The sequence below is a fragment of the Kluyvera cryocrescens NBRC 102467 genome, from assembly GCF_001571285.1.
Taxonomy (GTDB): domain Bacteria; phylum Pseudomonadota; class Gammaproteobacteria; order Enterobacterales; family Enterobacteriaceae; genus Kluyvera; species Kluyvera cryocrescens.
The window spans coordinates 100,923-125,968 of sequence record NZ_BCTM01000013.1 but is presented as its reverse complement, the minus strand read 5'-3'; the positions used below and the strand labels follow the sequence as shown (position 1 = coordinate 125,968).

22 protein-coding genes are annotated in these 25,046 nt (G+C 54.8%); 16 read left to right on the top strand and 6 right to left on the bottom strand.

What is annotated here, in order from left to right:
* Positions 1–5: 5 nt before the first annotated feature.
* Together KCR01S_RS11005 and KCR01S_RS11000 are read left to right on the top strand one after the other, a co-directional pair.
* On the top strand, positions 6–1,208 hold the full coding sequence (locus KCR01S_RS11005) for an MFS transporter (RefSeq protein WP_061282792.1): 1,203 nt from the start codon (positions 6–8) through the stop codon (positions 1,206–1,208).
* Positions 1,208–2,020, top strand: coding sequence for a Cof-type HAD-IIB family hydrolase (locus tag KCR01S_RS11000; RefSeq protein WP_061282791.1), 813 nt, complete (start codon positions 1,208–1,210; stop codon positions 2,018–2,020). The genes KCR01S_RS11005 and KCR01S_RS11000 overlap by 1 nt, the downstream gene beginning before the upstream one ends.
* Positions 2,021–2,071: 51 nt before the next feature.
* On the opposite strand, the gene KCR01S_RS10995 is transcribed toward KCR01S_RS11000, so the two are convergent.
* Positions 2,072–3,307 (bottom strand): MFS transporter, encoded by a 1,236-nt coding sequence (locus KCR01S_RS10995; RefSeq protein WP_061282790.1) that lies wholly within the window; start codon positions 3,305–3,307, stop codon positions 2,072–2,074.
* Positions 3,308–3,580: 273 nt separating this feature from the next.
* On the opposite strand from KCR01S_RS10995, the gene ybjG reads away from it, so the two are divergent.
* The 5 genes from ybjG to KCR01S_RS10970 all read left to right on the top strand — a co-directional run bounded on the left by ybjG (position 3,581) and on the right by KCR01S_RS10970 (position 8,371).
* Positions 3,581–4,189, top strand: a complete 609-nt coding sequence (ybjG, locus tag KCR01S_RS10990) for an undecaprenyl-diphosphate phosphatase (RefSeq protein ID WP_061282789.1) — start codon at positions 3,581–3,583, stop codon at positions 4,187–4,189.
* Positions 4,190–4,518: 329 nt separating this feature from the next.
* Complete coding sequence (locus KCR01S_RS10985; RefSeq protein ID WP_061282788.1) at positions 4,519–6,066, top strand: PTS sugar transporter subunit IIA; 1,548 nt, start codon at positions 4,519–4,521, stop codon at positions 6,064–6,066.
* A gap of 27 nt (positions 6,067–6,093) precedes the next feature.
* Positions 6,094–7,119, top strand: coding sequence for a PTS fructose transporter subunit IIC (locus tag KCR01S_RS10980; RefSeq protein ID WP_061282787.1), 1,026 nt, complete (start codon positions 6,094–6,096; stop codon positions 7,117–7,119).
* Positions 7,120–7,130: 11 nt separating this feature from the next.
* Positions 7,131–7,988 (top strand): helix-turn-helix domain-containing protein, encoded by an 858-nt coding sequence (locus tag KCR01S_RS10975; RefSeq protein WP_061282786.1) that lies wholly within the window; start codon positions 7,131–7,133, stop codon positions 7,986–7,988.
* Positions 7,985–8,371: a fructose PTS transporter subunit IIB gene (locus tag KCR01S_RS10970; protein WP_061282785.1), complete on the top strand. Its 387-nt coding sequence runs from the start codon at positions 7,985–7,987 to the stop codon at positions 8,369–8,371. Before KCR01S_RS10975 ends, KCR01S_RS10970 begins: the two co-directional genes overlap by 4 nt.
* A 1-nt stretch (position 8,372) precedes the next feature.
* On the opposite strand, the gene KCR01S_RS10965 is transcribed toward KCR01S_RS10970, so the two are convergent.
* Genes KCR01S_RS10965 through KCR01S_RS10955 form a run of 3 tightly spaced genes read right to left on the bottom strand, consistent with a single transcriptional unit; the run spans position 8,373 to position 11,815 of the window.
* Positions 8,373–9,107, bottom strand: a complete 735-nt coding sequence (locus tag KCR01S_RS10965) for a phosphatase (protein ID WP_061282784.1) — start codon at positions 9,105–9,107, stop codon at positions 8,373–8,375.
* A 46-nt stretch (positions 9,108–9,153) separates the two neighbouring features.
* The gene (tkt, locus tag KCR01S_RS10960) at positions 9,154–11,148 is read right to left on the bottom strand and encodes a transketolase (RefSeq protein ID WP_061282783.1); all 1,995 of its coding nucleotides are present in this window, start codon (positions 11,146–11,148) and stop codon (positions 9,154–9,156) included.
* 13 nt (positions 11,149–11,161) lie between these two features.
* Positions 11,162–11,815: an HAD-IA family hydrolase gene (locus tag KCR01S_RS10955; protein WP_061282782.1), complete on the bottom strand. Its 654-nt coding sequence runs from the start codon at positions 11,813–11,815 to the stop codon at positions 11,162–11,164.
* Between the two features lie 298 nt (positions 11,816–12,113).
* Here KCR01S_RS10955 and ptsP point away from each other — a divergent pair, with 298 nt between their 5' ends.
* The 6 genes from ptsP to deoR all read left to right on the top strand — a co-directional run bounded on the left by ptsP (position 12,114) and on the right by deoR (position 19,406).
* Complete coding sequence (gene ptsP, locus KCR01S_RS10950) at positions 12,114–14,624, top strand: phosphoenolpyruvate--protein phosphotransferase (RefSeq protein ID WP_061282850.1); 2,511 nt, start codon at positions 12,114–12,116, stop codon at positions 14,622–14,624.
* Positions 14,625–14,685: 61 nt separating this feature from the next.
* Complete coding sequence (locus KCR01S_RS10945; RefSeq protein WP_061282781.1) at positions 14,686–15,006, top strand: PTS fructose transporter subunit IIB; 321 nt, start codon at positions 14,686–14,688, stop codon at positions 15,004–15,006.
* A gap of 166 nt (positions 15,007–15,172) precedes the next feature.
* Entirely contained in the window at positions 15,173–16,276 is a 1,104-nt protein-coding gene (locus tag KCR01S_RS10940) for a PTS fructose transporter subunit IIC (RefSeq protein WP_061282780.1), read from the top strand.
* A 9-nt stretch (positions 16,277–16,285) separates the two neighbouring features.
* On the top strand, positions 16,286–17,539 hold the full coding sequence (locus KCR01S_RS10935) for a class II D-tagatose-bisphosphate aldolase non-catalytic subunit (RefSeq protein ID WP_061282779.1): 1,254 nt from the start codon (positions 16,286–16,288) through the stop codon (positions 17,537–17,539).
* Positions 17,540–17,605: 66 nt separating this feature from the next.
* Complete coding sequence (gene tal / locus KCR01S_RS10930; protein ID WP_061282778.1) at positions 17,606–18,556, top strand: transaldolase; 951 nt, start codon at positions 17,606–17,608, stop codon at positions 18,554–18,556.
* A 91-nt stretch (positions 18,557–18,647) separates the two neighbouring features.
* The gene (gene deoR / locus KCR01S_RS10925; RefSeq protein WP_061282777.1) at positions 18,648–19,406 is read left to right on the top strand and encodes a DNA-binding transcriptional repressor DeoR; all 759 of its coding nucleotides are present in this window, start codon (positions 18,648–18,650) and stop codon (positions 19,404–19,406) included.
* A gap of 7 nt (positions 19,407–19,413) precedes the next feature.
* On the opposite strand, the gene dacC is transcribed toward deoR, so the two are convergent.
* Positions 19,414–20,616 carry a serine-type D-Ala-D-Ala carboxypeptidase gene (gene dacC, locus KCR01S_RS10920; protein WP_061282849.1) on the bottom strand — a complete coding sequence of 401 codons (1,203 nt, stop codon included), beginning with the start codon at positions 20,614–20,616 and terminating at the stop codon, positions 19,414–19,416.
* A 233-nt stretch (positions 20,617–20,849) separates the two neighbouring features.
* Here dacC and KCR01S_RS10915 point away from each other — a divergent pair, with 233 nt between their 5' ends.
* On the top strand, positions 20,850–21,470 hold the full coding sequence (locus KCR01S_RS10915) for a glutathione S-transferase family protein (protein WP_061282776.1): 621 nt from the start codon (positions 20,850–20,852) through the stop codon (positions 21,468–21,470).
* Positions 21,471–21,475: 5 nt separating this feature from the next.
* Here the strand turns inward: KCR01S_RS10915 and KCR01S_RS10910 are convergent, their stop codons facing one another.
* The gene (locus KCR01S_RS10910) at positions 21,476–22,486 is read right to left on the bottom strand and encodes a LacI family DNA-binding transcriptional regulator (RefSeq protein ID WP_061282775.1); all 1,011 of its coding nucleotides are present in this window, start codon (positions 22,484–22,486) and stop codon (positions 21,476–21,478) included.
* 144 nt (positions 22,487–22,630) lie between these two features.
* Between KCR01S_RS10910 and KCR01S_RS10905 the strand changes: the two genes are divergently transcribed.
* Complete coding sequence (locus KCR01S_RS10905) at positions 22,631–23,710, top strand: glycoside hydrolase 5 family protein (RefSeq protein ID WP_061282774.1); 1,080 nt, start codon at positions 22,631–22,633, stop codon at positions 23,708–23,710.
* A gap of 25 nt (positions 23,711–23,735) precedes the next feature.
* Positions 23,736–25,022 carry an ABC transporter substrate-binding protein gene (locus KCR01S_RS10900; RefSeq protein WP_061282773.1) on the top strand — a complete coding sequence of 429 codons (1,287 nt, stop codon included), beginning with the start codon at positions 23,736–23,738 and terminating at the stop codon, positions 25,020–25,022.
* The last annotated feature ends 24 nt before the right edge of the window (positions 25,023–25,046 follow it).

Genomic DNA, 25,046 nt, shown 5'->3' with positions numbered 1-25,046 from the left:
AATGGATGACAACGTTAACCTCCCGTAAAGCCCTGCAACTGCGGATGTGGGCACTTTTTATGTTCTTCTTTTTACCCGGCTTGTTGATGGCCTCCTGGGCCACGCGTACTCCAGCAATCCGTGACATCCTGTCGGTTTCTACCGCCGAAATGGGCATTGTGCTGTTTGGCCTGTCGATTGGTTCGATGAGCGGCATCCTCTGTTCGGCCTTTTTAGTGAAACGATTCGGTACCCGCACCGTTATCCGCACCACCATGTCTTGCGCTTTAGTTGGCATGATGATCCTAAGCCTGGCGCTGTATCTCAGTTCAGCATGGGTATTCGCCATTGGACTGGCAATCTTTGGCGCGAGCTTCGGCTCGGCGGAAGTCGCCATTAACGTCGAAGGCGCGGCGGTTGAGCGCGAAATGAAAAAAACCGTGCTGCCAATGATGCACGGCTTCTACAGCTTTGGCACCCTGGTCGGTGCGGGCGTCGGCATGGCGGTAACTGCCTTTGGCCTGCCGGCCATGTGGCATATTCTGGTCGCGGCGCTGGTGGGTATCGCCCCCATTGCTATCGCGATCAAAGCCATTCCGGACGGTACCGGGCGCAACGAGGCCGAGAATGCACAGCATCAGGAAAAAGGCGTGCCTTTCTGGCGCGATGGGCAACTGATGCTAATTGGCGTCGTGGTGCTGGCGATGGCCTTTGCCGAAGGCTCCGCTAATGACTGGCTACCGCTGCTGATGGTCGATGGCCACGGCTTTAGCCCCACCTCCGGCTCGCTGATTTATGCTGGCTTTACGCTAGGGATGACGGTCGGCCGCTTTACCGGCGGTTGGTTTATTGATCGCTACAGCCGCGTCACCGTGGTCCGCGCCAGCGCACTGATGGGCGCGTTGGGTATCGCACTGATTATCTTTGTCGACAGTCCCTGGGTTGCCGGGGTGTCGGTTATCCTATGGGGTCTGGGCGCATCGCTCGGTTTCCCACTGACCATTTCCGCTGCCAGCGACACCGGCCCGGATGCCCCTACCCGCGTAAGCGTTGTTGCCACCACCGGGTATCTGGCGTTCCTGGTAGGACCGCCGCTGCTCGGCTTCCTCGGCGAACATTACGGCCTGCGCAGCGCGATGCTGGCCGTACTGGCGCTGGTTCTGATTGCCGCGATAGTCGCAAAAGCGGTGGCTAAACCCGAGCCCCGCGCTGTAATGGAGAGTCACTAATGAGCGTTAAATTGATCGCCGTAGACATGGATGGCACGTTCCTCAACGATAAGAAAACCTACAACCGCGAGCGTTTTCGTCAGCAGTATCAGCAGATGAAAGCGCAGCAGATTCGCTTCGTGGTCGCCAGCGGTAACCAGTATTACCAACTGGCCTCCTTCTTCCCGGAGATTGTTGGGGAAATCGCCTTCGTGGCCGAGAACGGCGGCTGGGTGCGCGATGCGGGCGAAGATGTGTATAACTGCTCAATGCCGCGCGACCACTTCCAGCAGATTGTTGATTTCCTGCTGACCCGCCCGGAAATTGAAATTATCGCCTGTGGTAAAGCCAGCGCCTATACGCTGAAAAGCTATGACCCGCGCTTCCATCAGATTGCCGAACACTACTATCACCGCATCGAACTGGTGGATAACTTCGACAATATCGATGACACCATTTTGAAGTTCGCCCTGAATATTCCTGATGACAAAGTTCCGCAGATGCAGGCGACGCTGGACGCCAAGCTCGGCCATCTGCTGACGGCAGTGACCACCGGACACGGCAGTATTGACCTGATTATCCCCGGTGTGCATAAAGCACACGGTCTGCGTTTACTGCAGGACCGCTGGGGGATTGCCGATGAGGAAGTGGTCGCTTTCGGCGACAGCGGAAATGATATTGAGATGGTGAAACAGGCCGGATACGGCTTTGCAATGGCCAACGCCGCCGAGGCGGTAAAAGCCGTCGCGGGCTATCATGCGCCGCATAACAATGATGAAGGTGTGTTAGCCATCATTGATAAAGCGCTGAAGGGCGAAGCGCCGTTTGCCTGACTGAACACCGGGCTACGGCTGTAGCCCGGTAATGCGCAGCGCCTGCCGGGATTACTCCGGCTGTAAGCCGCTGCCGACGCGCTTATCGCGCAGGAACATCACCACCAGCCCCAGCCACAGCACACCGCCCGCCAGATTGAACAGGCTGAACATACCAATGCCGCCCAGCTGATAGCTGTGCTTGCTCAGCTCAATCCCCACGGTGAAGATAAGCATTTGCAGCATGCCCATCGCCGCTGAGACCGTGCCTTTACTCATGTCGCTGGCAAACAGCGTCAGACGCACTAGCCCCGCGTTCGCAAGACCGATACCAAAGGCGTAGAAGCTCAGCCCAGCCGTCATCCACAGATAGGCGTGAGAAGAGACCACCGTCGCCGCAGCCGCTAGAATCAAGCCGAACATAATGGGATAACCGCCGGCAATAATCAGCTCGCGTACCGTACGCCGTGAGGTCAAACGCGCCAGCACCAGGTTGCCAAGGATCAGGGCGCCGAAGATCGGTACCTGCAGCAGACCATACTCATAGCTGCTGGCCTTCTCGCCGCTGATAATAATCACCGGCGACTGCGCAATCCACGCCAACAGCGGCAGGCTGACAAACCCTGTCGCCAGTGCGCCGGCGACAAAGCGGCCATTTTTCAGCACTTCGCGATAGTCGCGGCCCAGCGCTTTCAACGAAAGTGATTCACCGAGGCGGGTCGCCGTTTCAGGCATCGACTTGAAGAGACCGAGATAAGAGATGGCTGCCAGCACAGCGAACAGCACAAACATGCTCTCCCAGCGCGCAAGATGGATCCACGCGGCCCCCACGAGCGGCCCTAACAGCGGCGCAATCAGCGCAACGTTGGCCATTAACGCCGTTATCTTGATGCAAGTGGCCTCATCGAATGACTCCTGAATCGCCGCATAGCCCACCGCACCGATAAAGCACAGGCTCACCCCCTGCAAAAAGCGCATGAAGGTAAACTGCTCGATGTTTTGTACCAGCAGCGTGGCAAGACAGGTGACGATGAACCAGATAACCCCGGTGAGCATCACCGGACGACGTCCGATGCGATCCGACAGCGGCCCCAGCAGCCACTGCAGGAACATACCGCCCGCCAGATACGCGGTCATGGAGGTTGGAACCCACTCGTCGCCGGCATTAAATTCTTGCACGACTGCCAGCATCCCCGGCTGGATCATATCGTTGGCAATATAGGTGGAAAACTCGTAGAGCACGAGGCAAAGCGGGAACAGAATTGCCTTACGCCCCAAGCGTTTCCGGGAAGAAGTGGAAGTATCCATTTGACTCGCATCCGTCATAAAAACGCGCAAGTTTAATCAATGCACGGTAGTGGTGATAGTTAATTATCACGCAGCTTAACGATTTCGCACAAATTGATGTCGTTAAGATTTGCTTAAGGTTGTGCACGTTATACTCTACGCCACTTGTTGCACCACCTTATTCTCCAGATAGTTGCCTGTTAGTGACAGGATTCAGACAATACTGGTTTACCGTCCTGGCATGGTTTTTTAAGGTGGCCGTCATAAAACCGTCATCTTTTAAGCCGGAACGTTATGCTGGAAAATCTTAATAACACGCTGTTTTTAATGATCAACGCTACCCCTGCCTCAGCGCAGTGGCAGATTTCGTTGGCCACATTTTTAGCCAAGGACCTGATTCTTATCGTTCCCGTGCTGGCTGCCGCCATGTGGCTGTGGGGTGAGCGCCGGCAGGTACATGCGCAACGTCATTTGGTGGTTAAAGTGGCCCTGGCGATGGCGGTCAGCCTGACGATCTCCTGGACGATGGGCCAACTGTTCCCGCATGAGCGGCCGTTTGTTGCCAACGTCGGTTATAACTTCCTGCATCACGCAGCGGACAACTCTTTCCCAAGCGATCATGGCACGGTGATTTTCACCTTCGCGCTGGCGTTCCTGTTCTGGCACCGCCTGTGGTCCGGGCTGGTATTGATGGCTATCGGGGTCGCCATTGCCTGGTCACGCGTTTATCTCGGCGTGCACTGGCCGATGGATATGCTCGGCGGCTTCCTGTGTGGCGTTGTTGGCTGTATTGCGGCACAGATGCTGTGGCACTTTATCGGCGCCAGCGTCTTCCCGCGCTTGCAGCAGGTTTACCGCCTGATTTTCTCACTGCCGATCCGTAAAGGTTGGGTTCGCGGATAAGCGCAGCCATACCGCCCAGCGTCGGGCGGTATTTCCCTTCACACTCTCCCGCCTCCGCTTGAAATTTGTGACCTAAGTCGCAAACACTTCGCCATCAAGCAAAATGATTATCATTTTAAAAACAGTCATATAGATAAGAGTCCCCTATCAGAAAAGTATGACTAACATCACAAATTCACAATCAGGTCACTATTTTCAAGAAAAGGTGACTTTTTTACTATATGAACCCCTGATGGTTCAGTGAAAGATATTGGCCATTACATTGCCCATTTACGCTTTCCGCCGCGTAGTCGCCCGCGCTATCCGCACTACGCTCTCAGGAGTCTCGCATGGCGAAGGAAATCACCTATCATTGCACCTTAAGCGAGGGGATCCACGCCAGACCGGCCGGGCATATCGCACGTCTGTGCAACACCTATCAGGCCGAGATTAACTGGCAAAACCAACGCACCGGAATTGCTGGCAGCGCCAGAAATGCGCTGTCGCTGGTGGCTACCGATACCTTACCGGGCGATAGCTGCCGGATAACGCTTAGCGGCCCGGATAGCGACAGCGCTGCCGTTGCGCTGGAAGCGCTGCTGGCGCATCTTCCTGATTTCAGCGCGATCGCGGAAACGGCACCGGGCCATCTCCCGCGCTGGCTGGAAGAGCTAAAACCCCAGTACCAGACCGGTGCCTGCATCAGCGAGGGGATCGCCATTGCGCCGCCGGTCGTCATCGCCAGCGCCAGTTTTGACGATTTGCTGGCGCAAAGCCCGCAGCAGCATTCAAGCATTGAGCTAGAGCAGCAGACATTTGCCACGGCGTTAGCCACGCTGCGCCAGGAAAAAATCGCCGCCCTGCGACTTACTGAAGGCATTGAACATGATTTGCTGGAGGCGCATCTGGCATTTATTAGCGACGGCGAATTTCAGGACAGCATCGGCGACTATCTCATGCAGGGGCAGAGCTGTTGGCAAGCCGTGCTCCACGCGGCGATGGACTACAGCGCCCTACTGCAACGTTCGTCGAGCCGCTACATTCAGCAGCGCACGCTGGATATTCTCGACATCGCCACGCAAATTCTGCGAACGATTGACCAGACTCACCCCCTGCTACAAGGGGCACCCGCGCTGACCGCTCCTGCCGTAGTATTTGCCAGCGCGCTAACGCCAAGCCAGTTGCTCGCCATTAAACGTGAAAATCTGGCAGGGCTGGTGCTTTCCAATACCGGGAAAAATTCACACACGGCGATTCTCGCCCGGGCGCTGGCGATCCCAACCCTTGCGGATATTGCGCTACCCACCGACTCTTCCGGCCAGAAGCTCGTCGTGCTCGACGCGGGATATGGCATTCTGATAACCGACATCACGGAACGGATCCTGCGCGACTATCGCCACGAAATTGCCGTGCAGCAGCAAAAAATCAGCCAACCACCGGCTCAGTCCGCGGATAAATCGCTGCTGACACCCGAAATGATCCAGTGGGATCTGGCGGCGGAAGATAAAAATGAGGCGATCAAAAAAATGGTCGATCATCTCTGGCTCCTGCAGCGCACTGCATCTCGCGAAAAGCTATGCCAGGATATCTGGGCGCGGGAAATTCCCTTCCCGACCGTGGTTGGCTCGGGCTTTGCCATCCCGCACGCGCGCACATCCGCGATTGAGAATTCAACCGTCAGCATTGCCCGTTTAAAGCAGCCCGTCGCCTGGGGGGGCGTGCAGGTGGATATGGTGTTCATGCTCTCCATCAGCGAGCATGCCGCTGAACATGAACACATGCGCTATTTCTCGACGCTTGCCCGCATGCTGATGAACGATGAGTTCGTCAGCCAAGCCAAAGCGGCCACTTCGCCTATTGCACTTTATGACCTGATTTTCAGCACCCTGGCGCGCTAAGTCGCCCCACCCTGCAACGAGGCCGGTATGTTAAAACTATTAAAAAATACCAAGCGGCATTTTATGACCGGAGTGTCCTACATGGTGCCGTTTGTCGTCGCTGGCGGCGTGCTGCTGGCGCTGGCGGTGATGTTCAACGACCATGCGGCGATTCCGGAAAGTGGCTTTTTAAAGGCGATGTCGCAGATTGGCATGGCCGGTCTGACGCTGTTTATCCCAATTCTGGCCGGTTTTATCGCCTGGTCGATGGTGGATAAACCCGGCATCGCCCCCGGTGCTATCGGCGGCCTCATGGCCTATCAAATGGGGGCCGGTTTCTTAGGCGGTATGCTGGCCGGTATTATTGCCGGATTGGTCGTGTGGCTGCTGCTGGCTATTATTGCGCGCCTGAAAATTCCTGTATTTCTGCGGATGGTGCTGCCGATTTTCATTATCCCGCTGATTGGGACTTTCGTGACCGGCATGGCGGTCTACTACATTATCGGTGACCCGATAGCCGGGATGATGAAATGGCTCAGCGCCTGGCTAGCCAATATGCAGGGCGTTTCGTTTATCATCCTCGGCGGTATTTTAGGCTGCATGATTGCCGTCGATATGGGCGGCCCGATGAACAAAACCGCCTTCTTTTTCGCCGTGGCGCTGATCTCAACGAATCCGCAATTGATGGCCGCCGTTGCCGCCGCCGACTGTACGCCGCCGCTTGGGCTGGCCTTGGCCACATTCATGTTCAAAGGGATTTTTAACGACGTCGAACGGGAGGCCGGTAAACCGGCCATCATCATGGGGTTTATGGGCATAACCGAAGGCGCGATTCCTTTCGCCGCCGCCGATCCGGTGCGCGTGATCCCGGCAATCATGCTCGGCAGCGCGGTGGCGGCGATTTCATCGTTGTGGTTTGGTGCCACCAATGCCGCACCGTGGGGGGGACTGATTGTCCTCCCCGTAGTCAGTAATCATTTCGGCTATATCGTTTCGGTCATTGCCGGCACGCTCACCACCGCCATCGCAGTGAAGGTACTAAAGACCGTGGTAAAACCCCGGGATGAGCAATAAGGACCAGGAAAATGGCCGCATTCATACAGTCAATTTTGAGCGAGTTTAGCGCCCAGTGCGCGACCACCGAAAGCGTGCTGGTGGCAAACGGTGACGCCCAGCCACCGGTGATGGCCTATCATCTGCACGTCCCGCGCATCGAGCTCACGGTGAAAGGCGCGTTGAATATGCTGCTGCCTAAAGGCAGCGACCGGATAATCAAATGCGAGCGCACGGTGGGAACCATTACCTATATTCCCGCCAACAGCTGGAATTCACCGCAGTGGGAAAACCCGGTTATCTGTATGTCGATTGTGTTCTGGAAGCAGGATGTCGGTTTTAGTATCAGCAACTGGGACGGTACGCAGTTTAAAGAGGTCGAGAAATTCAACCTCCAGAACTCGAGCAGCACGGTACGCGATCGCCTGCTGGAGCTCGCAGAGTCACTGGCCTGGGCGCAGGATAAAACCAGCGAAACGTTCGCCCATATCGTCTATGCCCTGTTAAACGACCTGCTTTATCAGGTGGCCGAAGGGATGAACAACCCGCGAGGGCCGTTCTCACTGCTGGATGAAATTAAAAGCCACATCGATAGTCACTATCACCAGGAAATTAGCCGCGAAAGCGTCGCGGAGACGTTTAATATTTCGCCCGGCTATCTGTCTCGTCTGTTTACCCGTGAATCAGACGTGAAGTTTAACGAGTACCTTAAGCTTGCCCGGATCTCGCGGTCAAAAACGCTGCTAACTCACTCCACGATGAAGATCAACGAGGTGGCAGAGAAGTGCGGATTCACCGACACCAACTATTTTTGCAAAGTGTTCCGGGACATTAACGATTGCACGCCGCTTGAATACCGGCGTAAGAACAAGGGAGCAAACTTATCATGACACGCAGCGCTAAAGATGAAGTTCAACCCTTTTCCAGCGACCGCAACCTGCATGTTGTCGCGGTAACCGCCTGCGCCACCGGCGTCGCACATACCTACATGGCCGCCGAACAGCTGGAAAAACTGGCGAAGCGCTATCGGTTCTCCATAAAAATCGAAACCCAAGGCGTGCTGGGGATGAAAAATGATATTACCGATAAGGATCTGCTCGATGCCGAGCTGACCATCATCGCCTCCGATATTACGATTAACAACCCAGCCCGTTTCGAGGGTTGTCGGATCATCAACGTCTGTATTAACTCGCTGCTGTTAAAGCCTGCTGAGGTGATTTCCGCGATCCGCAAGTCGCTGAATCTGCCGCGTGGCAACGTTATCGATCTCTAGCCTATAGTTCGTCAAACTCCACAATTCGCTCGCCGCCGCGCCGCTCCAGAAATTCCAGAACCCGGCGCGGCGAGGCGTTGAGCACACGCGCAGACGGAAATTCGCTCTCCACCAGCAGAGGCAGACAGGCGTTAAAGTCGCCCAGCGAAAACGCGCTGTGGGAATCGGTTCCCAGCGACAAGAGCCCGCCGGCATCTCTTACCGCGGCAACAATCTTACGGCAGTTTCCCTCACTGCCCCGGCGGGAGAGCAGAAAGGAGGCATTGTTCACCTCCAGCGCTACATCGTATTCACGCGCCGCCGCCACCACCGCCGGGATATCAATCGGGTATTCCGGGTTCCCGGGATGGCTAATGATATGTACTTTGCCGCTGGCGATAACCGCAATCATGGCCTCGGTATTGGTCACAACATCGGCCGGGGCAAAAACCTGCTTGTGGAATCCGGCAATAATCAGATCCAGCGCGCCGCGCATTTTGTCACTGCAATCAGTCTCGCCTCCCGTTTTGATGTTGGCTTCAATACCGCGCAAAATCCCTACCCCATCAACCATTCTTGGCAGGATGCGCATATTGTTAAAGTGAAACGCGTGCGGTGCATCGACCATTTCCGGCCCATGATCGGTAATCGCGATCAGGCGAATCTGCTTACGCGCCGCGGCGGCAATATAGTCATGAATCGTACTGTAGGCGTGGGTGCTGGCCACGGTATGCAGATGAAGATCAACGTTAAACATGGCGTATCCTCGTTGGGAGTAGGCCCCGCTAACGGGGCCTGTGTCATTACGCTAGCAGGGCCTTCGCTTCGCGTACCACGCGTTCTGCGGTGATCCCAAAGCTTTCATAGAGCTGTTCCGCAGGAGCGGACTCGCCGAAGCTCTGCATCCCGACGATCGCCCCGTTCAGGCCGGTATATTTAAACCAGTAATCGGTTATGCCCGCCTCGACTGCCACGCGGGCGGTCACCGCTTTCGGCAGCACCGCTTCGCGATAGGCAGCATCCTGCATATCAAAGCGGTCAGTGCACGGCATCGACACCACTCGCACCTTCACGCCTTCAGCGCTGAGCGTTTGCCAGGCCGCTACCGCCAGCTCGACTTCTGAACCGGTGGCAATCAGGATCACCTGCGGCTCACCTTCACACGCCTTCAGCACATAAGCACCGCGCGCAATATCTCGAACCTGCTGCAAAGTACGCTCTGGCTGGGTCAGATTCTGTCGGGATAAGATCAGCGCCGTTGGCCCATCCTCACGTTCCACAGCCTGCTGCCACGCTACGGCAGTTTCAACCTGGCAGCAGGGGCGCCAGACGCTCAGGTTCGGCGTCAAACGAAGAGAGGCCGTTTGTTCAACCGGCTGATGGGTTGGGCCGTCCTCGCCCAGACCAATAGAGTCGTGGGTATAGACCATCACGTGGCGCTGCTTCATCAGTGCCGCCATCCGCACCGCGTTGCGGGCGTATTCAACGAACATCAGAAACGTCGAGGTGTAAGGTAAGAATCCACCGTGCAAAGCCACCCCATTCGCGATAGCCGTCATGCCAAATTCGCGCACCCCGTAATGGATGTAATTACCTGCCGCCTGCTCATTAATGGGTTTCGATCCCGACCACAGCGTCAGATTGCTGGGGGCCAGATCGGCGGAACCGCCGAGAAACTCCGGCAGCAGCGGTCCAAAGGCTTCAAGGGCATTTTGTGAGGCTTTACGGCTGGCGATTTTTGCCGGCTTCGCCTGTAAGCGTTCAACGAACGTCTGAGCTTTGGCACTGAAATCTGTCGGGAGATCGCCGCGAAGTCGCCGCGTAAGTTCCACCGCCTCCTGTGGGAAAGCTTCGGCGTAGCGGGAAAATTGCGCCTGCCATGCCGACTCTTTCGCCTGACCACTCTCTTTTGCGTCCCAATGCGCATAGATCTCCGCCGGAATAACAAACGGCGCATGCGGCCAGTTCAGGGCATCGCGCGTGGCGGTAATTTCGGCGTCACCCAGCGGCGCGCCGTGCACATCGTGGGTGCCCGCTTTGTTAGGTGAGCCGAAACCAATCACCGTTTTACACATCAGCAAAGAGGGCTTATCGGTTACCGCCCGCGCGGCGTTGATCGCGCGCTGAATGGCCTCGGCGTCATGGCCGTCCACATCACGCACCACGTGCCAGCCGTAGGCCTCAAAACGCCTGGCGGTATCGTCGGTAAACCAGCCCTCGACGTGGCCATCAATCGAAATACCGTTATCGTCATAGAACGCCAGCAGCTTACCCAGCTTCAAGGTACCGGCAAGCGAGCAAACTTCATGGGAAATACCCTCCATCATGCAGCCATCACCCATAAATACGTAGGTAAAATGATCGATGATTTCATGATTTAGGCGATTAAACTGCGCCGCCAGCGTTTTCTCGGCAATGGCCATGCCGACCGCATTAGCAATCCCCTGTCCCAACGGGCCGGTCGTGGTTTCGACACCTGCGGTGTAACCCACTTCTGGATGGCCTGGGGTTTTCGAGTGCAGCTGGCGGAAGTTTTGCAGCTCGCTCAGCGGTAAGTCATAACCGGTCAGATGCAGTAGGCTGTAAATCAGCATCGAGCCGTGACCGTTAGAGAGTACAAAGCGGTCGCGGTTAGCCCAATTCGGGTTATGCGGATTGTGGTTAAGAAAATCGCGCCACAGCACTTCGGCAATATCCGCCATCCCCATCGGGGCGCCGGGATGGCCTGATTTTGCCCGCTGCACGGCATCAATACTCAGGAAGCGAATCGCATTCGCTAGGGTCTTTCTTGAGGTCATTACAAACTCCATTTTAAAGCTGAAGGATAAATTCGGCCGCGCCCTTAGGGCTGACGCTGAGATCCTGGTAGTGGGGAATGGTGGCGAAGGTCTCTAAATCATGAACCCCGGCCTGCGGTGTGAGGACTTCGACAACCACGCTTTGCGCCGCCTGGGCCGACAGCAGCCCAGCGTGAGAATCCTCAAATACGACGCACTGGGAGACCGGCACATTCAGGCGTTTCGCCCCCAACAGGAAGGGTTCCGGATGCGGTTTGCCATAGGTAATATCTTCACTGGTTACCAGCACATCCGGGAACGGAAGCCCCGCATGGTGGATACGTGCAGAAGCCACCTTTCGCGATCCTGAGGTCACGATGCCCCACGGCACGTTGAGCGCATTTAGCTGCCGGAGAAATGCCACCGCGCCGGCTACCGCGGTCATCCCCTGCGCATGGCTGGCTTCATATTCTTCAAGCGCCAGAAATTCCTGCGTAATCGCCGCTTCGCTGGCATCGGACATAAAATGACGCAGCGTACTCAGCGCCGGTTTACCGTGCAGATAATGACGTACAGCCTGCGCGCTATAGCCCCTGCGAACCGCCCACGCGCTCCATGACGCCTCCACAAATTCCAATGAATTGACCAGCGTGCCGTCTAGGTCAAATAACAATCCACGAAAATGCATATAGCCCCCACTCTGAATCAATCAATATCCTTTATTTCTAGCTCAGCGGAGGTATCGCAATAAATATAAAAAATGTCCTTTTCATAGTAATTTCGTCACCCAAAGGTGATTCCCCTCCGTTTAAATACATTTTTATGATTACGGTCACAAAATAAATATCAGGCCTTTATTTTCGAGCAAACGTCACTTTTTTTCTATTCAAAGTCAGTGGCTCACGGTCAAGGATATATACATGACACGCAGGCACCATCCTGCAAACAAAATTAGCCCGCAGTCGCATACAGTTTTGGGAGTGGTTATGTCGGAATTAATAACTTATAAGTGTGAGCTTAAGGATGGGATCCACGCCAGACCGGCTGGACATATTGAGCGTCTATGTAATTCTTTTCAGGCCGAAGTGTGCTGGAAAAATATTCGCACGGGGCTAGAAGGACGCGCCAAAAGCGCACTTTCTCTCGTCGCCACCGATACTTTGTTTAATGACGATTGTGAAATCACCATAACGGGTGCCGACGCGGCTCAGGCAGCGTCTAAACTCGCTGCGCTGCTCAACAAACTGCCGCAGTTTGAAGTGACCACAAATGAGGAAACACAGGCCCCAGCGGGTTATCTTCCTCGCTCTCTGCGCGAAACGCAGCCCAATTACATTCAGGGCTCACGCATCAGCGGCGGCGTCGCTATTGCTCGCCCGCTGGTTACTCAGGCCCTGACATTTGATGACATCATGGCGCGTGCGCCGATGCAAACCCACCCGGCGGCGCAGGAAAAGCAGAGCTTAAAAACAGGGATTGGAATATTAAAACAGGCCAAACTTGATGCACTCGAAAGCAAAGTTGGCGTTGAGCACGATATTATCCAGGCACATTTATCAATTATTACCGACACCGCTTTTCAAAGTGCCATTATTCATTTTATCGACAATGGTGAAAATAACTGGCGCGCGGTTGTTCTGGCCGCCATGGATTTTTGCGAAATACTCAACCGCTCGTCCAGTAAGTATATTAAAGAAAGAACGCTGGATGTCTTAGATATTACCGTTCAGCTCCTCACCACTCTCTACGGGGAAAATGCGCTGCCACCAAGCGGGCTGCAATTGACCGCGCCGTCGATTATTTTTGCCGATAGCCTGACGCCAAGCAAATTTCTGAGCATTGATAAACAGCTATTGGCAGGGATGGTGCTTTCCGCCACTGGGCAAACCTCGCACACGGCAATTCTCGCCCGCTCGTTGGGGATCCCCACGTTAACCGATATTCCCTTTACCGCACTCGACCTCGATCCTCAGCAGGAGATGATTATCGACGGTGACCCAGGGATCCTAATTATCGCCCCTAACAATCAGGTGCTGCGCTATTACCGCAATGAGATGGCCGTACAGAAAACCATGCAGCAGCAAATGCTGGCTAATGTCCATCAACCGGCAGCCACTGCCGATGGTCATCCTGTGGAAATCGCCGCCAATATCGCCAGTTTTGAAGAAGCCGACGCCGCGTTCGAAATGGGGGCGGAAGGCATTGGCCTGTTTCGTACCGAAATGTCCTTTATGGACCGGGAAACCCCGCCGGACTACGCCGAACTGAGTGATTTGTATACCCGCGTCGTGCTGCGTGCTGAGGGCAAGCCGGTGATCTTCCGCACCTTTGATATCGGCGGCGATAAGCCGGTCGACTACCTTCAGCTCGGTGAAGAAGAAAACCCATTCCTCGGCTATCGCGCGGTGCGTACCTATCCCCGCTACCGCGATCTTTTCGCCATGCAGATGAAAGCCATCCTCAGCGCCTCTGCCGTTGGCAACGCCAAAATCATGATCCCGATGATTGCCAGCGTTGAGGAAGTTCTCTGGTGCCGTGAGGTGCTGGAATCGGTTAAACAGTCGCTGCGCGATGAGTCCCTGCCCTTCAACGATGCTATTTCGCTAGGCGTGATGTTGGAAGTCCCTTCGGTGATCTTCGCCATTCCTGAGATAGCCGAACATGTCGATTTCTTTAGCGTTGGTAGCAATGATCTGACGCAGTACTTTTTTGCCGCCGATCGCGGCAACACGCAGGTGTCGAGCGTTTACGACAACTTTGCGCCGTCATTTTTACGCGCACTACAGCAGGCAATCGATGAAGTGCATCGCGCGGGTAAATGGATTGGCCTGTGCGGAGAACTGGGAGCCAGCAAAGACTTTCTGCCGCTTCTCGCCGGGATGGGGTTTGATGAACTCAGCATGAGCAGTAGCGCTATCCCGGGCGTTAAGCACGCGCTGCGCGAACTGAATTTCGCCCAGTGTCAGCAACTGGCGCAAAACACGCTTGCCCTCACCCGTTCCAGCAACGTGAAAACGGCGCTAAAAAATCCGTCGGTGAAAGCCACCAGCAAGAAAGCGATCATTGCGCCGGAATTTATTCTCTTCCATCTGGATGTCGCCGACAAAAATGAGGCGATAAAACAGATGACCGATAACCTGTGGCTACACCACCGTACCGATAGCCGGGAGCGTCTATGCGATGATATCTGGACGCGCGAGGACTCCTTTTCCACCGCCGTCGGCTATGGCTTTGCCATCCCACATACCAAGTCGGATCACATTACCGACTCCACCATCAGCATGGCGACGCTGGCGCAGCCCATTACCTGGGGTGATCAGCAGGTAGAAACCGTTTTTATGCTGACGGTCAGTAAATCCGCCGCCCCAAACGAGCATATGAAATATTTCTCTACGCTTGCCCGAAAATTAATGAAAGAGGATTTCCGTCATGAAATAAAAAATGCCGATAGCGTCGACGTACTCTACAACCTGATGACCAGAACCTTAGACGTATAAATTCACGGTCAGATATTAGCCTTAACAAAAACAGCCAAATTATAAGACTCAGGAGTCACTCATGAAAATTGTCGGAGTTGCTGCATGTATTACCGGTGTTGCTCATACCTATATGGCGCAAGAGGCCATTGAACAGGAGTGCAAAAAACGCGGTTACGACGTGAAAGTTGAAACCCAGGGTGGCATGGGCATCGAGAACGAATTAAGCGAAGACGAAATTGCTGAAGCCGACGTAGTTATTCTGGCTATCGCGATTGGTATTGAAGGCGTCGAGCGCTTTGAAGATAAAGAAGATGCCGGATTGGTTATTTCACTCAACCCAGCTGAAGTCGTGCGCGACCCTGCCGCTATTATCGACAGGGCTGAGAAGCTGGCGAGTTAATTAAGCACCCTTCCCGGATTAATTTCGGCATCCGGGTCGGGAAATATACCCTAATTTAATTTCTGCGCCCCGTCATTTCTATCACCAGACAATAGGGTCTGGGGGATCGCTACACCTTTATTAAGGTCAGCACCCGATAAAAATACGCAGGCCAGGAGGAAATAAAATGTCGGATAAAATGAAAGCCGTTAAGGACGACCTGGTCAAAGCATTCAGCACCGGCGTCTCCTATATGATGCCCGTGGTGGTGGTCGGTGGTATCTGTCTGGCACTGTCGCTGGTCGGCGGTGAACCGGTCGCGGGCAAAGGGATGGTGGTCACCAACCCATTCTTATTAAACCTCGGCGCTATCGGTAGCGCCGGGCTGGGGATGATGATCCCGGTCCTTGCCGCCTATATTTCCTATTCTATCGCTGGCAAACCGGGCCTGACGCCGGGGCTGATTACCGGCTTTATGGCCAGTACCCCGCTCGGCGCCGATCACGTGGTAACCGGCTTCCTTGGGGCGATGCTGCTCGGCATTCTCAGCGGCTATGTCGCCAAATGGGTGAAAACCTGGAAGGTTGGCAAAGCGTTAATGCCGGTTATGCCGATTCTGATTATCCCTATCGTGTCGACCTGCCTTGTTGGCATGCTCTATCTGTACGTGCTGATTGGGCCGATTGGTGCCGCCATGAAATGGCTGGTGTCGATGCTCTCCAATATGCAGGGCAGCAGCGGTATTGTGCTGGGCTTAATTCTTGGCGCCATGGCCGCGTTCGATATGGGTGGCCCGGTCAATAAAACGGCCACTGCCTTTACTTTGGCTCTGATGGCTGAAGGGATTTATGGCCCGAACGGCGCTTACCGCATCGCCTGCGCTATTCCACCGCTGGGTATCGCGCTCTCCACCTTTATTTCTCAGCGCAAATGGGCCGAGGATGAACGGCGCATGGGCACTTCCGCCGCCTTTATGGGCTTAATCGGTATTACCGAAGGCGCAATTCCCTTCGCGGTGAAAAACCTTAAAACAGTATTACCGTCAATTATTATCGGCAGCGCCGTAGGAGCGGGCCTGGCAATGGTTCACGGCGTCGAATCCATGGTTCCCCACGGCGGATTAATTGCCATCGCCGGCGTGAATAAAGCACCGCTGTGGTACGTCCTCGATATGCTTATTGGCGTCATCGTGACCGCCATCTGCCTACATATATTACGTCCAAATATTAGCGAGCCGGTTAAAAAATCCGACGCTAAAAAAACTGTCACTTCAGATATGAATAAAGCCTAAGGAGTTATCATGAAAAATACCATGAAGCAGTACGTCGATTATATCGTTAAGGGTGGTAAGTCCACGATGCTGGGTATTGGCCCAATGTCTCCGGCGCTTATTCAGGCGTGTTTTGAATTAGGTAAAGAAAAAGATCTGCCGCTGATGTTCATTGCCAGCCGTAATCAGGTCGATGCCGATGAATTTGGCGCAGGCTATGTCAACAACTGGGATCAGTTCCGTTTTGCCGCCGACCTGAAAGCCATGGCGGACAAAGTCGGCTTTGATGGCGACTACTTCCTTTGTCGCGACCACGGGGGCCCATGGCAGCGCGATAAAGAACGTAAAGACCATATTCCGGAAGCGCAGGCGATGGAACTGGCGCGTCGCTCTTATCAAATTGACATGGACGCAGGCTTCGATCTGTTGCATATCGACCCGACCAAAGACCCGTATGTGATGGGGAAAGTGATTGATATTGAGCTGGTATTAAGCCGCACCGTTGAGCTTATTCGTTTCTGCGAAGAGTATCGTAAGAAAAACAACCTGAAAGAGTTCTTCTACGAAGTGGGGACGGAGGAGACCAACGGCGGTCTGACCGATATCAGCGCCTATGAAGGGTTTATTGTTGAGCTGAACAAGCGCCTGAATGATGAAGGTCTGCCGCAGCCGCTGTTTATCGTCGGCCAGACCGGCACTCTGACGCGCTTGACCAAAAACGTCGGCCACTTCAACGACACCCAGTCGGCGGAGCTGTCAGCTATCAGCACTCGCTACGGCGTGGGCTTGAAAGAACATAACGGTGACTACCTGCCGGATGAAATTCTGCTTAAACACCCAGGGCTTGGGATCACCGCCATGAACGTCGCGCCGGCCTACGGCACCATTGAAACCCGCGCCTATCTGAAGCTGGCTGAAGTGGAAAAAGATCTGGCGGCGAAAGGCTTCATTAAGTCCGCTTCTGATTTGAAAACCGTGCTGACCCGCGAGTGCGTTCTGAGCCACAAGTGGGAAAAATGGATGACCGACGAGCATAAAAATAAGTCTGAAGAGCAAATCTTTAGCGAACCCGCGCTGCTCAAAGAGATCCTCGAACTTAGCGGTCACTACAATTACGAAAAACCGCCGGTCGTCAAAGAGATGCAGACCATGTTCGCCAACCTGAAATCCTTCGGCGTTGAACCTGAGCGTTACGTGATTAATAAGATCAAAGACATGATTCAGAACGAAGCCGAGTGCTTTAACATGCCGGGCCTGACCACCCGCGTCGCTCAGGCAAAATAATGAAAGAGTAATCATAAGGAGGGGCCCCTCCTTATGATTTAAACCGAACACAATTAGGTACAGGTTATGAATCAGCTTGAACAGTTAAAGCAGCACACCATTATTGTTGCCGACAGCGGGGATATCGACAGCATCATGGCTTATCAGCCGGAAGATGCCACCACCAACCCTTCGCTTATTTATAAAGCGGCTCAGCTCCCGCAATATCAAAACCTGATAAAAGAGACCGTCGCCGCCGTGAAATCTCGCGCTCAGGACGCAAAGCTCCTGCCGGCGACAATCGCTGACCATCTGGCCGTCAGCATTGGCGCGCTGATCCTGAAAAGCATACCGGGAAGAATTTCCACCGAAGTGGATGCCCGACTCTCTTATGACACTCACGCCAGCATCCGTAAAGCGCGTGAGTTAATTGCCCTTTACGCGGAACAGGGAGTGGCAAAAGAACGCGTGCTGATTAAACTCGCCGCCACCTGGCAAGGTATTCGCGCCGCCGAAGTGCTGGAAAAAGAAGGGATTCACTGTAACCTGACGCTGCTCTTTTCCTTCGCCCAGGCTCGTGCCTGCGCTGATGCAGGGGTATTTTTGATCTCACCGTTCGTCGGGCGAATTTCCGACTGGTATAAGAAAAACAACCCCGCAACGACCTATACCGTTGAGAACGACCCAGGCGTGGAGTCGGTGCGCGCTATCTACCATTTCTACAAAAAATATGGCTATCAAACCGTCGTGATGGGCGCCAGCTTCCGCACGCCGGAGCAGGTTTTAGCCTTAAACGGCTGCGACCGGCTGACCGTTTCGCCGCAGCTATTAGCTCAGCTACAGCAGCGCGATACGCCAGTAGCGGTGCAGCTTCAGCACGCCGGTGAGGCGCAGGAAAAACCGGCGGCTATCGGCGAAGCGGAGTTTTACTGGGCGCACAACCAGGATGCGATGGCGGTAGAAAAGCTGGCCGAAGGCATCCGCCTGTTTGCCGTCGACCAAAATAGCCTGGAAGCGCTGCTCACTGAATATCTTTGACCGTCGTGAAGCCTTTGCGAAGTTGCCGCTCGCAGGTAAAATAACGCGCTGACCCCGGTATCCTTGCCGGGGCATTTCCGCTAGAGGATCTATGGAAACACGACGCGACGAACGAATTGGCCAACTCATTCAGGCACTGAAACGTAGCGATAAGCTGCATTTAAAAGAAGCGGCCGCGCTGCTTGGCGTTTCCGAAATGACGATTCGTCGCGACCTCAACAGCGAAAGCGGCCCGGTTGTACTGCTGGGTGGCTATGTGGTGCTGGAGCCGCGCAGCGTGCCCCACTACCTGTTAAGCGATCAGAAAACGCGTCTGGTTGATGAAAAAAAGCTGGCGGCCCGCCATGCGGCAAAGCTACTGAAAGCGCATCAGATGGCCTTTTTCGACTGCGGCACCACCACGCCGTGGATCATTGATGCCATCGATAACGACCTGCCGTTTACCGCCGTCTGCTATTCACTCAATACTTTCCTGGCACTACAGGACAAACCCCACTGTCGTCCGATCCTCTGCGGCGGCGAGTTTCACGCCAGCAACGCCATCTTTAAGCCCATTAGCGAGCAGGATACGCTGTCGCATCTGTGTCCGGACATCGCGTTTTATTCCGCGGCGGGCATTGATATTGAGATGGGGGCAACCTGCTTTAATCTGGAGGAGCTGCCGGTGAAGCATTGGGCAATGCGCCAGGCGCGCTATCACGTGCTGGTCGCAGATCACAGTAAGTTTGGAAAGGTACGTCCGGCGCGGATGGGGGATTTAACGCGCTTTGACGTGATTGCCAGCGACACCTGCCCGGACGACGAACTGGTGGCACTGGCAAAACAGCAGCAAATTTCGCTGCTGTATTAAGGCGTTATCAGGAGAACCAGCCGCCGAACCACTCGTGGAACTTCATCAGCACGAAGTCCATCATGCGGCTAAAGAACCCGCCCTCTTCAACGGCTTCCATGACGATAAGCGGACGCTGCTCGATGGTTTTATCATTGAGTTTGAAGTCGATGGTGCCCACCACCTGCCCTTTGGTCAACGGCGCCGTCAACTGCGGCTGCGTTAAGGTGTAGCTGGCTTTCAGATTCTTCAACTGGCCGCGAGGGATCGTCACCGAACCGGCTTCCCCGGCGCCCAGCTTCACTTCACTGGTGTCACCGTACCAAACGCGCTGGCTGATAAAGGTGGCATCCGGTTTAATTGGGGTCACGGTCTCATAGAAACGGAAGCCCCAGGTCAGCAGTTTTTCCGACTCGTTAAAACGCACGCGATCGCTTTTGGTACCCAGCACTACCGCAATCAGACGCATATCACCCTGGGTTGCGGATGACACCAGGTTGTAGCCTGCGCCCGCCGTGGTCCCGGTTTTCACGCCGTCAACGTTCAGATTAGAGCTCCACAGCAGACGGTTGCGGTTAGGCTGGCGAATGTTGTTGAAGGTGAACTCTTTCTCTTTATGTACCGCGTACTCTTCCGGCACATCGTGAATCATCGCGCGGGTCAGCAGCGCCATATCGCGCGCGGTACTGAACTGCCCAGGAGCATCCAGACCATGGACGGTTTTGAAGGTGGTGTTGGTGAGGCCGATTTTTTGCGCATAGCCATTCATTAGGCTCACGAATGAATCCTGGCTGCCGGCTACATAGTCAGCAATCGCGATGCTGGCATCATTGCCCGACTGAATAATCACCCCTTTATTGAGGTTCTCAACCGATACCTGCTCGCCCGGCTTCAGGAACATCACCGAAGAGCCGCGCAGCGCCGGGTTACCGGTGGCCCATGCGTCACGGCCGATGGTGACCATGTCCGGCAGTTTAATTTTTCCCGCTTTAAGCGCCTGACCCACCACGTAGCTGGTCATAATTTTGGTCAAACTCGCCGGATCGAGCTTCTCGTCCGCATTGCCCTCGGTCAGCACTTTGCCGCTGGCATAGTCCATCAAAATAAACGCGCGAGCATCAATCGATGGCGCATCAGGGAGCTGATCCGCCGCCTGCACCGCCGGTGCGACTACAAGTAAAAGCGCTGAGCCTGCCAACAGGCTCCGAAAGGCGTTAGTGTTACACATCATAAAAGCCACCCAAGTATCCATTCCCAAAAACACGCCACAACAGCAACCGTACTGCATCAGGCGGTGAGTAATAACGTAGAAACTCTCTTAAAGAAACAGTGAGTTGGTAAAGTTTTTTAAGTTTACGCAAGATCCCCGGGTTGTGCTTAAAACCTGACATTTTTTTTGATCATGATTGCGTAACCGTTAACTTTAGATCACAGTTAATTTCCGCTAAATAAACTGGAGTGGCTATGGTTACGCTGTGGGGTCGCAATAACTCAACGAACGTGAAGAAAGTACGCTGGACGCTGGCTGAACTGGCAGTGCCGTATGAGCAGATTATGGCGGGTCAGGGGTTTGGGGTGAACCACGATGCGGCCTATCTGGCGCTTAACCCAAACGGTCTGGTACCGATGCTCAAAGACGGCGATGACGTGCTGTGGGAATCAAACTCTATCGTCCGCTATCTGGCGGCGCAGTACGGTGCCGAGACGTTATGGCAGGCCGTCCCTATCCAGCGGGCGAAAAGTGAGAAATGGATGGATTGGGCCAATGAAACGCTCTCGCCTGTGCACCGTAAAATTCTGTTCGGGCTGGTGAGAACGCCGGTGGAAAAACGCAATATGGCAGAAATTGAAGCGGCCATGGTTGCCTGCGAACCGCTGTTCGAAATTCTGGATAATACTCTGGCGACGCAGACATGGCTCTCCGGCGACCACTTCGGCGTCGGCGATATCGCCGTGGCGCCGTTTGTCTACAATCTGCTGGAAACCGTGAAAACCTGGCAGCCGAGACCGCATCTGGCGCGCTGGTATCAGCAGCTTGCCGACCGCCCCGCCTTCCGCGACGTGGTGATGATTCCGGTCTCCTGATCCCCTCAGGTGCGCTGGCTGCTGCCGCGCACCTGCAGTTTCCCCACCAGCCTAATATGCGCTGCGGTATCATCGCCATCGCATAAATAGCTCACCGCCATCCGCCCCAGTTCGTTATAGGCCAGCTGTACGCTGGTTAACGCAGGCGTTAGCTGATGCGCAATACGCTGGTCATCGTAACCGCACACCAGCACATCGTTGGGAACGGAAATGTTCAGCGTGGCCAGCGCCTGATAGCAGCCGAGCGTCATCCAGTCGCTGGCGCAGAAAATGGCCTGCGGCGGCTGCGATAGGCGCATCAGCTCCAGCGTGGCGTTGAAAGTGGCATTCAACGACCAATCGGTCTGCTTAATGAGCGTTTCGTCAATTTCGATCCCGGCCTGCTGGAGCGTTTGTCGATAGCCTTCCAGACGCAGCACGCTGGCGTCCATCCACTCGTCGCCCATGATATGCGCGATACGGGTCACGCCCTGCGCAAGCAGATGACTGACAATCTGGCAGGCGTTAGCGCGATCGTCCGGAAGAAAGGTGGGCAACAGCGGCCTATTGGGGTCGTACTGATTGAGCAGCACCACCGGTTTTTTCAACAAAGATTCAAACGGGGAAAAGTCAAATGCGCGGGTTACCGGGCTTGCCAAAATCACCCCTGCGCAGTTGCGCTGATCCAACTGACGCAGGATCTGTTCAACCATCTGCATATCGTCACCGTAGTCGTAGACGCTGAGCAGCATATCCCGCTGCCAGGCAGTGCTGCTGGCTTCGCTGATGGCATCGATAAACGGGTCATAGTTCGGCATGCCGCACAGTAATAACGCAATCTCTTCCTGCCCGTCCGGGCGGTGAGGCACGATGATTTTCTGATATCCCAGCGCCGAGGCGGCGGCATACACCCGCTCGCGCGTGGCGTCACTCAGGCGAATGGCCCGGCTATTATTGAGCACCAATGAAACCGTGGCCTGAGAAACACCGGCTTCCCTGGCGATATCACTCATGGTTATCTTATTTTTTTTCGGCATGTTTACTCCTTGTCGTCGCCGACTATAGCACAGATATCTTTGGCTTTTTTTGTGAACAACTCAGCATATTGATCGTATGGCGATTGCGTCGCGCCTCCTTGGTAATAAATATTAGCTAATAATTATTAGCGACGGAGACAAAGAATGCACACGCAATGGAGCGAATCCCAGGCACAGGCCTGGTATCAGCAGCACGGTTGGGCCTGCGGATTTAATTATCTTCCGCGCAGTGCGGTGAATTGGACCGAAATGTGGCAGGCCGAGACCTTCGACGCGGCCACTATCGATCAGGAGCTGGCTTGGGCACATAACTACGGCTATAACGCCCTGCGCACCAATCTGCCGTTTATCGTCTGGGAGGCTGACCGCGATGGCTTGCTCAAGCGTATCAACACTTTCCTCACACTGGCGGAAAAGCACCAGATTCAGGTGATGCTGACGCTAATGGACGACTGCGCCTTTTCCGGCGATGAGCCGTATCTTGGGCCACAAAAACCGCCGCGCCACGGCGTCCACAACAGTCAGGCCGCAGCCAGCCCCGGCCGTGCAATCGTGATGGACCCCAGCCAATGGCCACGAATAGAAGCCTACGTCCGCGACGTGCTGACGCAGTTTAAAAACGATTCGCGTATCACTATCTGGGATCTCTATAACGAACCGGGCAATCGCGGGATCAACCTTTCGCCGACCGAGTCGACGGAGTATGACGAGGCACTGGAATCCTTTGCGCTGGATCTGATGGTTGCCACCTTTGGCTGGGCGCGCGACGTTGGCCCAAGCCAGCCGCTGACCGTGGGAGCCTGGCATATTGACTATCAGCACTACGGCACGCTTGAGCACCCCATCGATATTGCCGCCCTCAATCTTTCGGACATTATCAGCTACCACAACTATAACAACGCCGCGCGCCAGCTTGGCGTGCTGGAGAGCCTGGCCCAGCGTCATCGCCCGGTATTGTGCACCGAGTGGCTGGCTCGCCATATGGACTGCGGGTTTAGCGAGCAGCTTCCGTTGTTTTGCGCCTTTGATACCGGCTGCTACCAATGGGGGCTGGTACAGGGCAAAACCCAGACCTGGATCCCGTGGACCAGCGTTAATAAAGATCATCCCGCGCCACGCTCACTCTGGTTCCATGATGTTTTGACTCCGGAAGGCAAGCCGTGGTGCGAGCAGGAAATGCAGTTGGTGAAAGGCTTAACCCACTATCGTCATCATCGCAGCTAGTCGTTATTACACGGAGGATTCATCCATGAAAAAGTCGATTTTGTTCCTGCTGGCCTGCTGCAGTTTCAGCGCCATGCCTCTTGCGCATAGCGCCGATCAGGTGGAACTCCGTTTCGCCTGGTGGGGCGGCAAAGCCCGTAACCAGGCAACCTTAAAGGCGCTGGAAGCCTTTGAAGCCAAATACCCCAACATCAAAGTGAAGGCCGAATACACCGGCTGGGACGGCTTTTACTCGCGCCTGACCACGCAGATCAACAGCAATACCGAAGCCGATGTGATGCAGACCAACTGGAACTGGCTGACGCTGTTGTCAAAAACCGGCGATGGTTTTTACGATCTCAATAAACTCAGCCAGCCCATCGGTCTCGATCAGTTCTCCCCTGAGGCGCTGGCCAGCACCACGATCAATGGTAAGGTTAACGCCATTCCGATTTCCGCCAACGTAATGCTGTTCTATTACAACGCAGCTACGTGGAAAAAAGCAGGTGTGGCGCTACCAAAAACCTGGGATGAACTACTTAACGCTGGGCCCGTGTTTAAAGAGAAGCTCGGCGATAGCGCCTTCCCGCTGATTTTGACCGATCAGGATTCACTGCTGCTGCTTAACTCTTATGTTTATCAAGGCAATCAGAAGCCGATGGTTGATGAGAAAACCCGTAAACTGGGCTGGGATCATGCCGACCTGGTGGAGGCCTTTACCTTCTATCGAAAACTGGTCGATGCCCATACGGTGCCGGACGCCAAAACCATGGCCTCATTTGGCAAAGGCGTGGCATATGAAATGAAGCCGTGGCTCAACGGCGAATGGGGCGGCGTGTATAACTGGAACGTGCTGTACACTGCCGAATCGCAAAATCTTAAGGATCCCTCGGACCTGGTGATGGGCAACTACCCGATGCGCGAAGGGGCCAAAGACGCCGGACAGTTTCATAAAACTGCGCTGATGTTCTCTATCAGCAAAAACACGCGTCATCCGCAGGAAGCCGCCATGCTGATTAACTTCCTAATGAGTGAGAAAGCAGGCGTCGAGCCGGTTGGGCTGGAGCGAGGCGTGCCGCTAAGTCAATCTGGGGAGAAAATATTGCGCGATGCTGGGGAGTTGCAAGATAGCGATCCGGTGCTTGCCGGCCTGCTGCAATCGGCCGAATTGCCGAATCAATCGAAGGCTCTGCCCTATCTGGAAGATCCGCAGTTTATCGCCCTGTTTGTCGCCGCACTACAAAATATCGATTACGGCAAAGAGACGATTGACCAGGCGGCGACCACCTTCGAAGAGCAGGCCAACCGAATTTTGCGCCGCATCATGCGCTAACGGCGTTTTTTTATAACGACCGCT

Bases quoted from the DNA above. Each gene is read 5' to 3' on its own strand.
- deoR (WP_061282777.1), top strand. From the start codon at position 18,648: ATGGAAACACGACGCGACGAACGAATTGGCCAACTCATTCAGGCACTG.
- KCR01S_RS10970 (WP_061282785.1), top strand. From the start codon at position 7,985: ATGACACGCAGCGCTAAAGATGAAGTTCAACCCTTTTCCAGCGACCGC.
- KCR01S_RS10945 (WP_061282781.1), top strand. From the start codon at position 14,686: ATGAAAATTGTCGGAGTTGCTGCATGTATTACCGGTGTTGCTCATACC.
- ptsP (WP_061282850.1), top strand. From the start codon at position 12,114: ATGTCGGAATTAATAACTTATAAGTGTGAGCTTAAGGATGGGATCCAC.
- KCR01S_RS10910 (WP_061282775.1), bottom strand. From the start codon at position 22,486: ATGCCGAAAAAAAATAAGATAACCATGAGTGATATCGCCAGGGAAGCC.
- KCR01S_RS10935 (WP_061282779.1), top strand. From the start codon at position 16,286: ATGAAAAATACCATGAAGCAGTACGTCGATTATATCGTTAAGGGTGGT.
- KCR01S_RS10900 (WP_061282773.1), top strand. From the start codon at position 23,736: ATGAAAAAGTCGATTTTGTTCCTGCTGGCCTGCTGCAGTTTCAGCGCC.
- KCR01S_RS10985 (WP_061282788.1), top strand. From the start codon at position 4,519: ATGGCGAAGGAAATCACCTATCATTGCACCTTAAGCGAGGGGATCCAC.
- KCR01S_RS10940 (WP_061282780.1), top strand. From the start codon at position 15,173: ATGTCGGATAAAATGAAAGCCGTTAAGGACGACCTGGTCAAAGCATTC.
- KCR01S_RS10915 (WP_061282776.1), top strand. From the start codon at position 20,850: ATGGTTACGCTGTGGGGTCGCAATAACTCAACGAACGTGAAGAAAGTA.
- KCR01S_RS11005 (WP_061282792.1), top strand. From the start codon at position 6: ATGACAACGTTAACCTCCCGTAAAGCCCTGCAACTGCGGATGTGGGCA.
- tal (WP_061282778.1), top strand. From the start codon at position 17,606: ATGAATCAGCTTGAACAGTTAAAGCAGCACACCATTATTGTTGCCGAC.
- KCR01S_RS10955 (WP_061282782.1), bottom strand. From the start codon at position 11,815: ATGCATTTTCGTGGATTGTTATTTGACCTAGACGGCACGCTGGTCAAT.
- KCR01S_RS10975 (WP_061282786.1), top strand. From the start codon at position 7,131: ATGGCCGCATTCATACAGTCAATTTTGAGCGAGTTTAGCGCCCAGTGC.
- ybjG (WP_061282789.1), top strand. From the start codon at position 3,581: ATGCTGGAAAATCTTAATAACACGCTGTTTTTAATGATCAACGCTACC.
- KCR01S_RS10980 (WP_061282787.1), top strand. From the start codon at position 6,094: ATGTTAAAACTATTAAAAAATACCAAGCGGCATTTTATGACCGGAGTG.
- dacC (WP_061282849.1), bottom strand. From the start codon at position 20,616: ATGATGTGTAACACTAACGCCTTTCGGAGCCTGTTGGCAGGCTCAGCG.
- KCR01S_RS10965 (WP_061282784.1), bottom strand. From the start codon at position 9,107: ATGTTTAACGTTGATCTTCATCTGCATACCGTGGCCAGCACCCACGCC.
- KCR01S_RS10905 (WP_061282774.1), top strand. From the start codon at position 22,631: ATGCACACGCAATGGAGCGAATCCCAGGCACAGGCCTGGTATCAGCAG.
- tkt (WP_061282783.1), bottom strand. From the start codon at position 11,148: ATGACCTCAAGAAAGACCCTAGCGAATGCGATTCGCTTCCTGAGTATT.
- KCR01S_RS10995 (WP_061282790.1), bottom strand. From the start codon at position 3,307: ATGGATACTTCCACTTCTTCCCGGAAACGCTTGGGGCGTAAGGCAATT.
- KCR01S_RS11000 (WP_061282791.1), top strand. From the start codon at position 1,208: ATGAGCGTTAAATTGATCGCCGTAGACATGGATGGCACGTTCCTCAAC.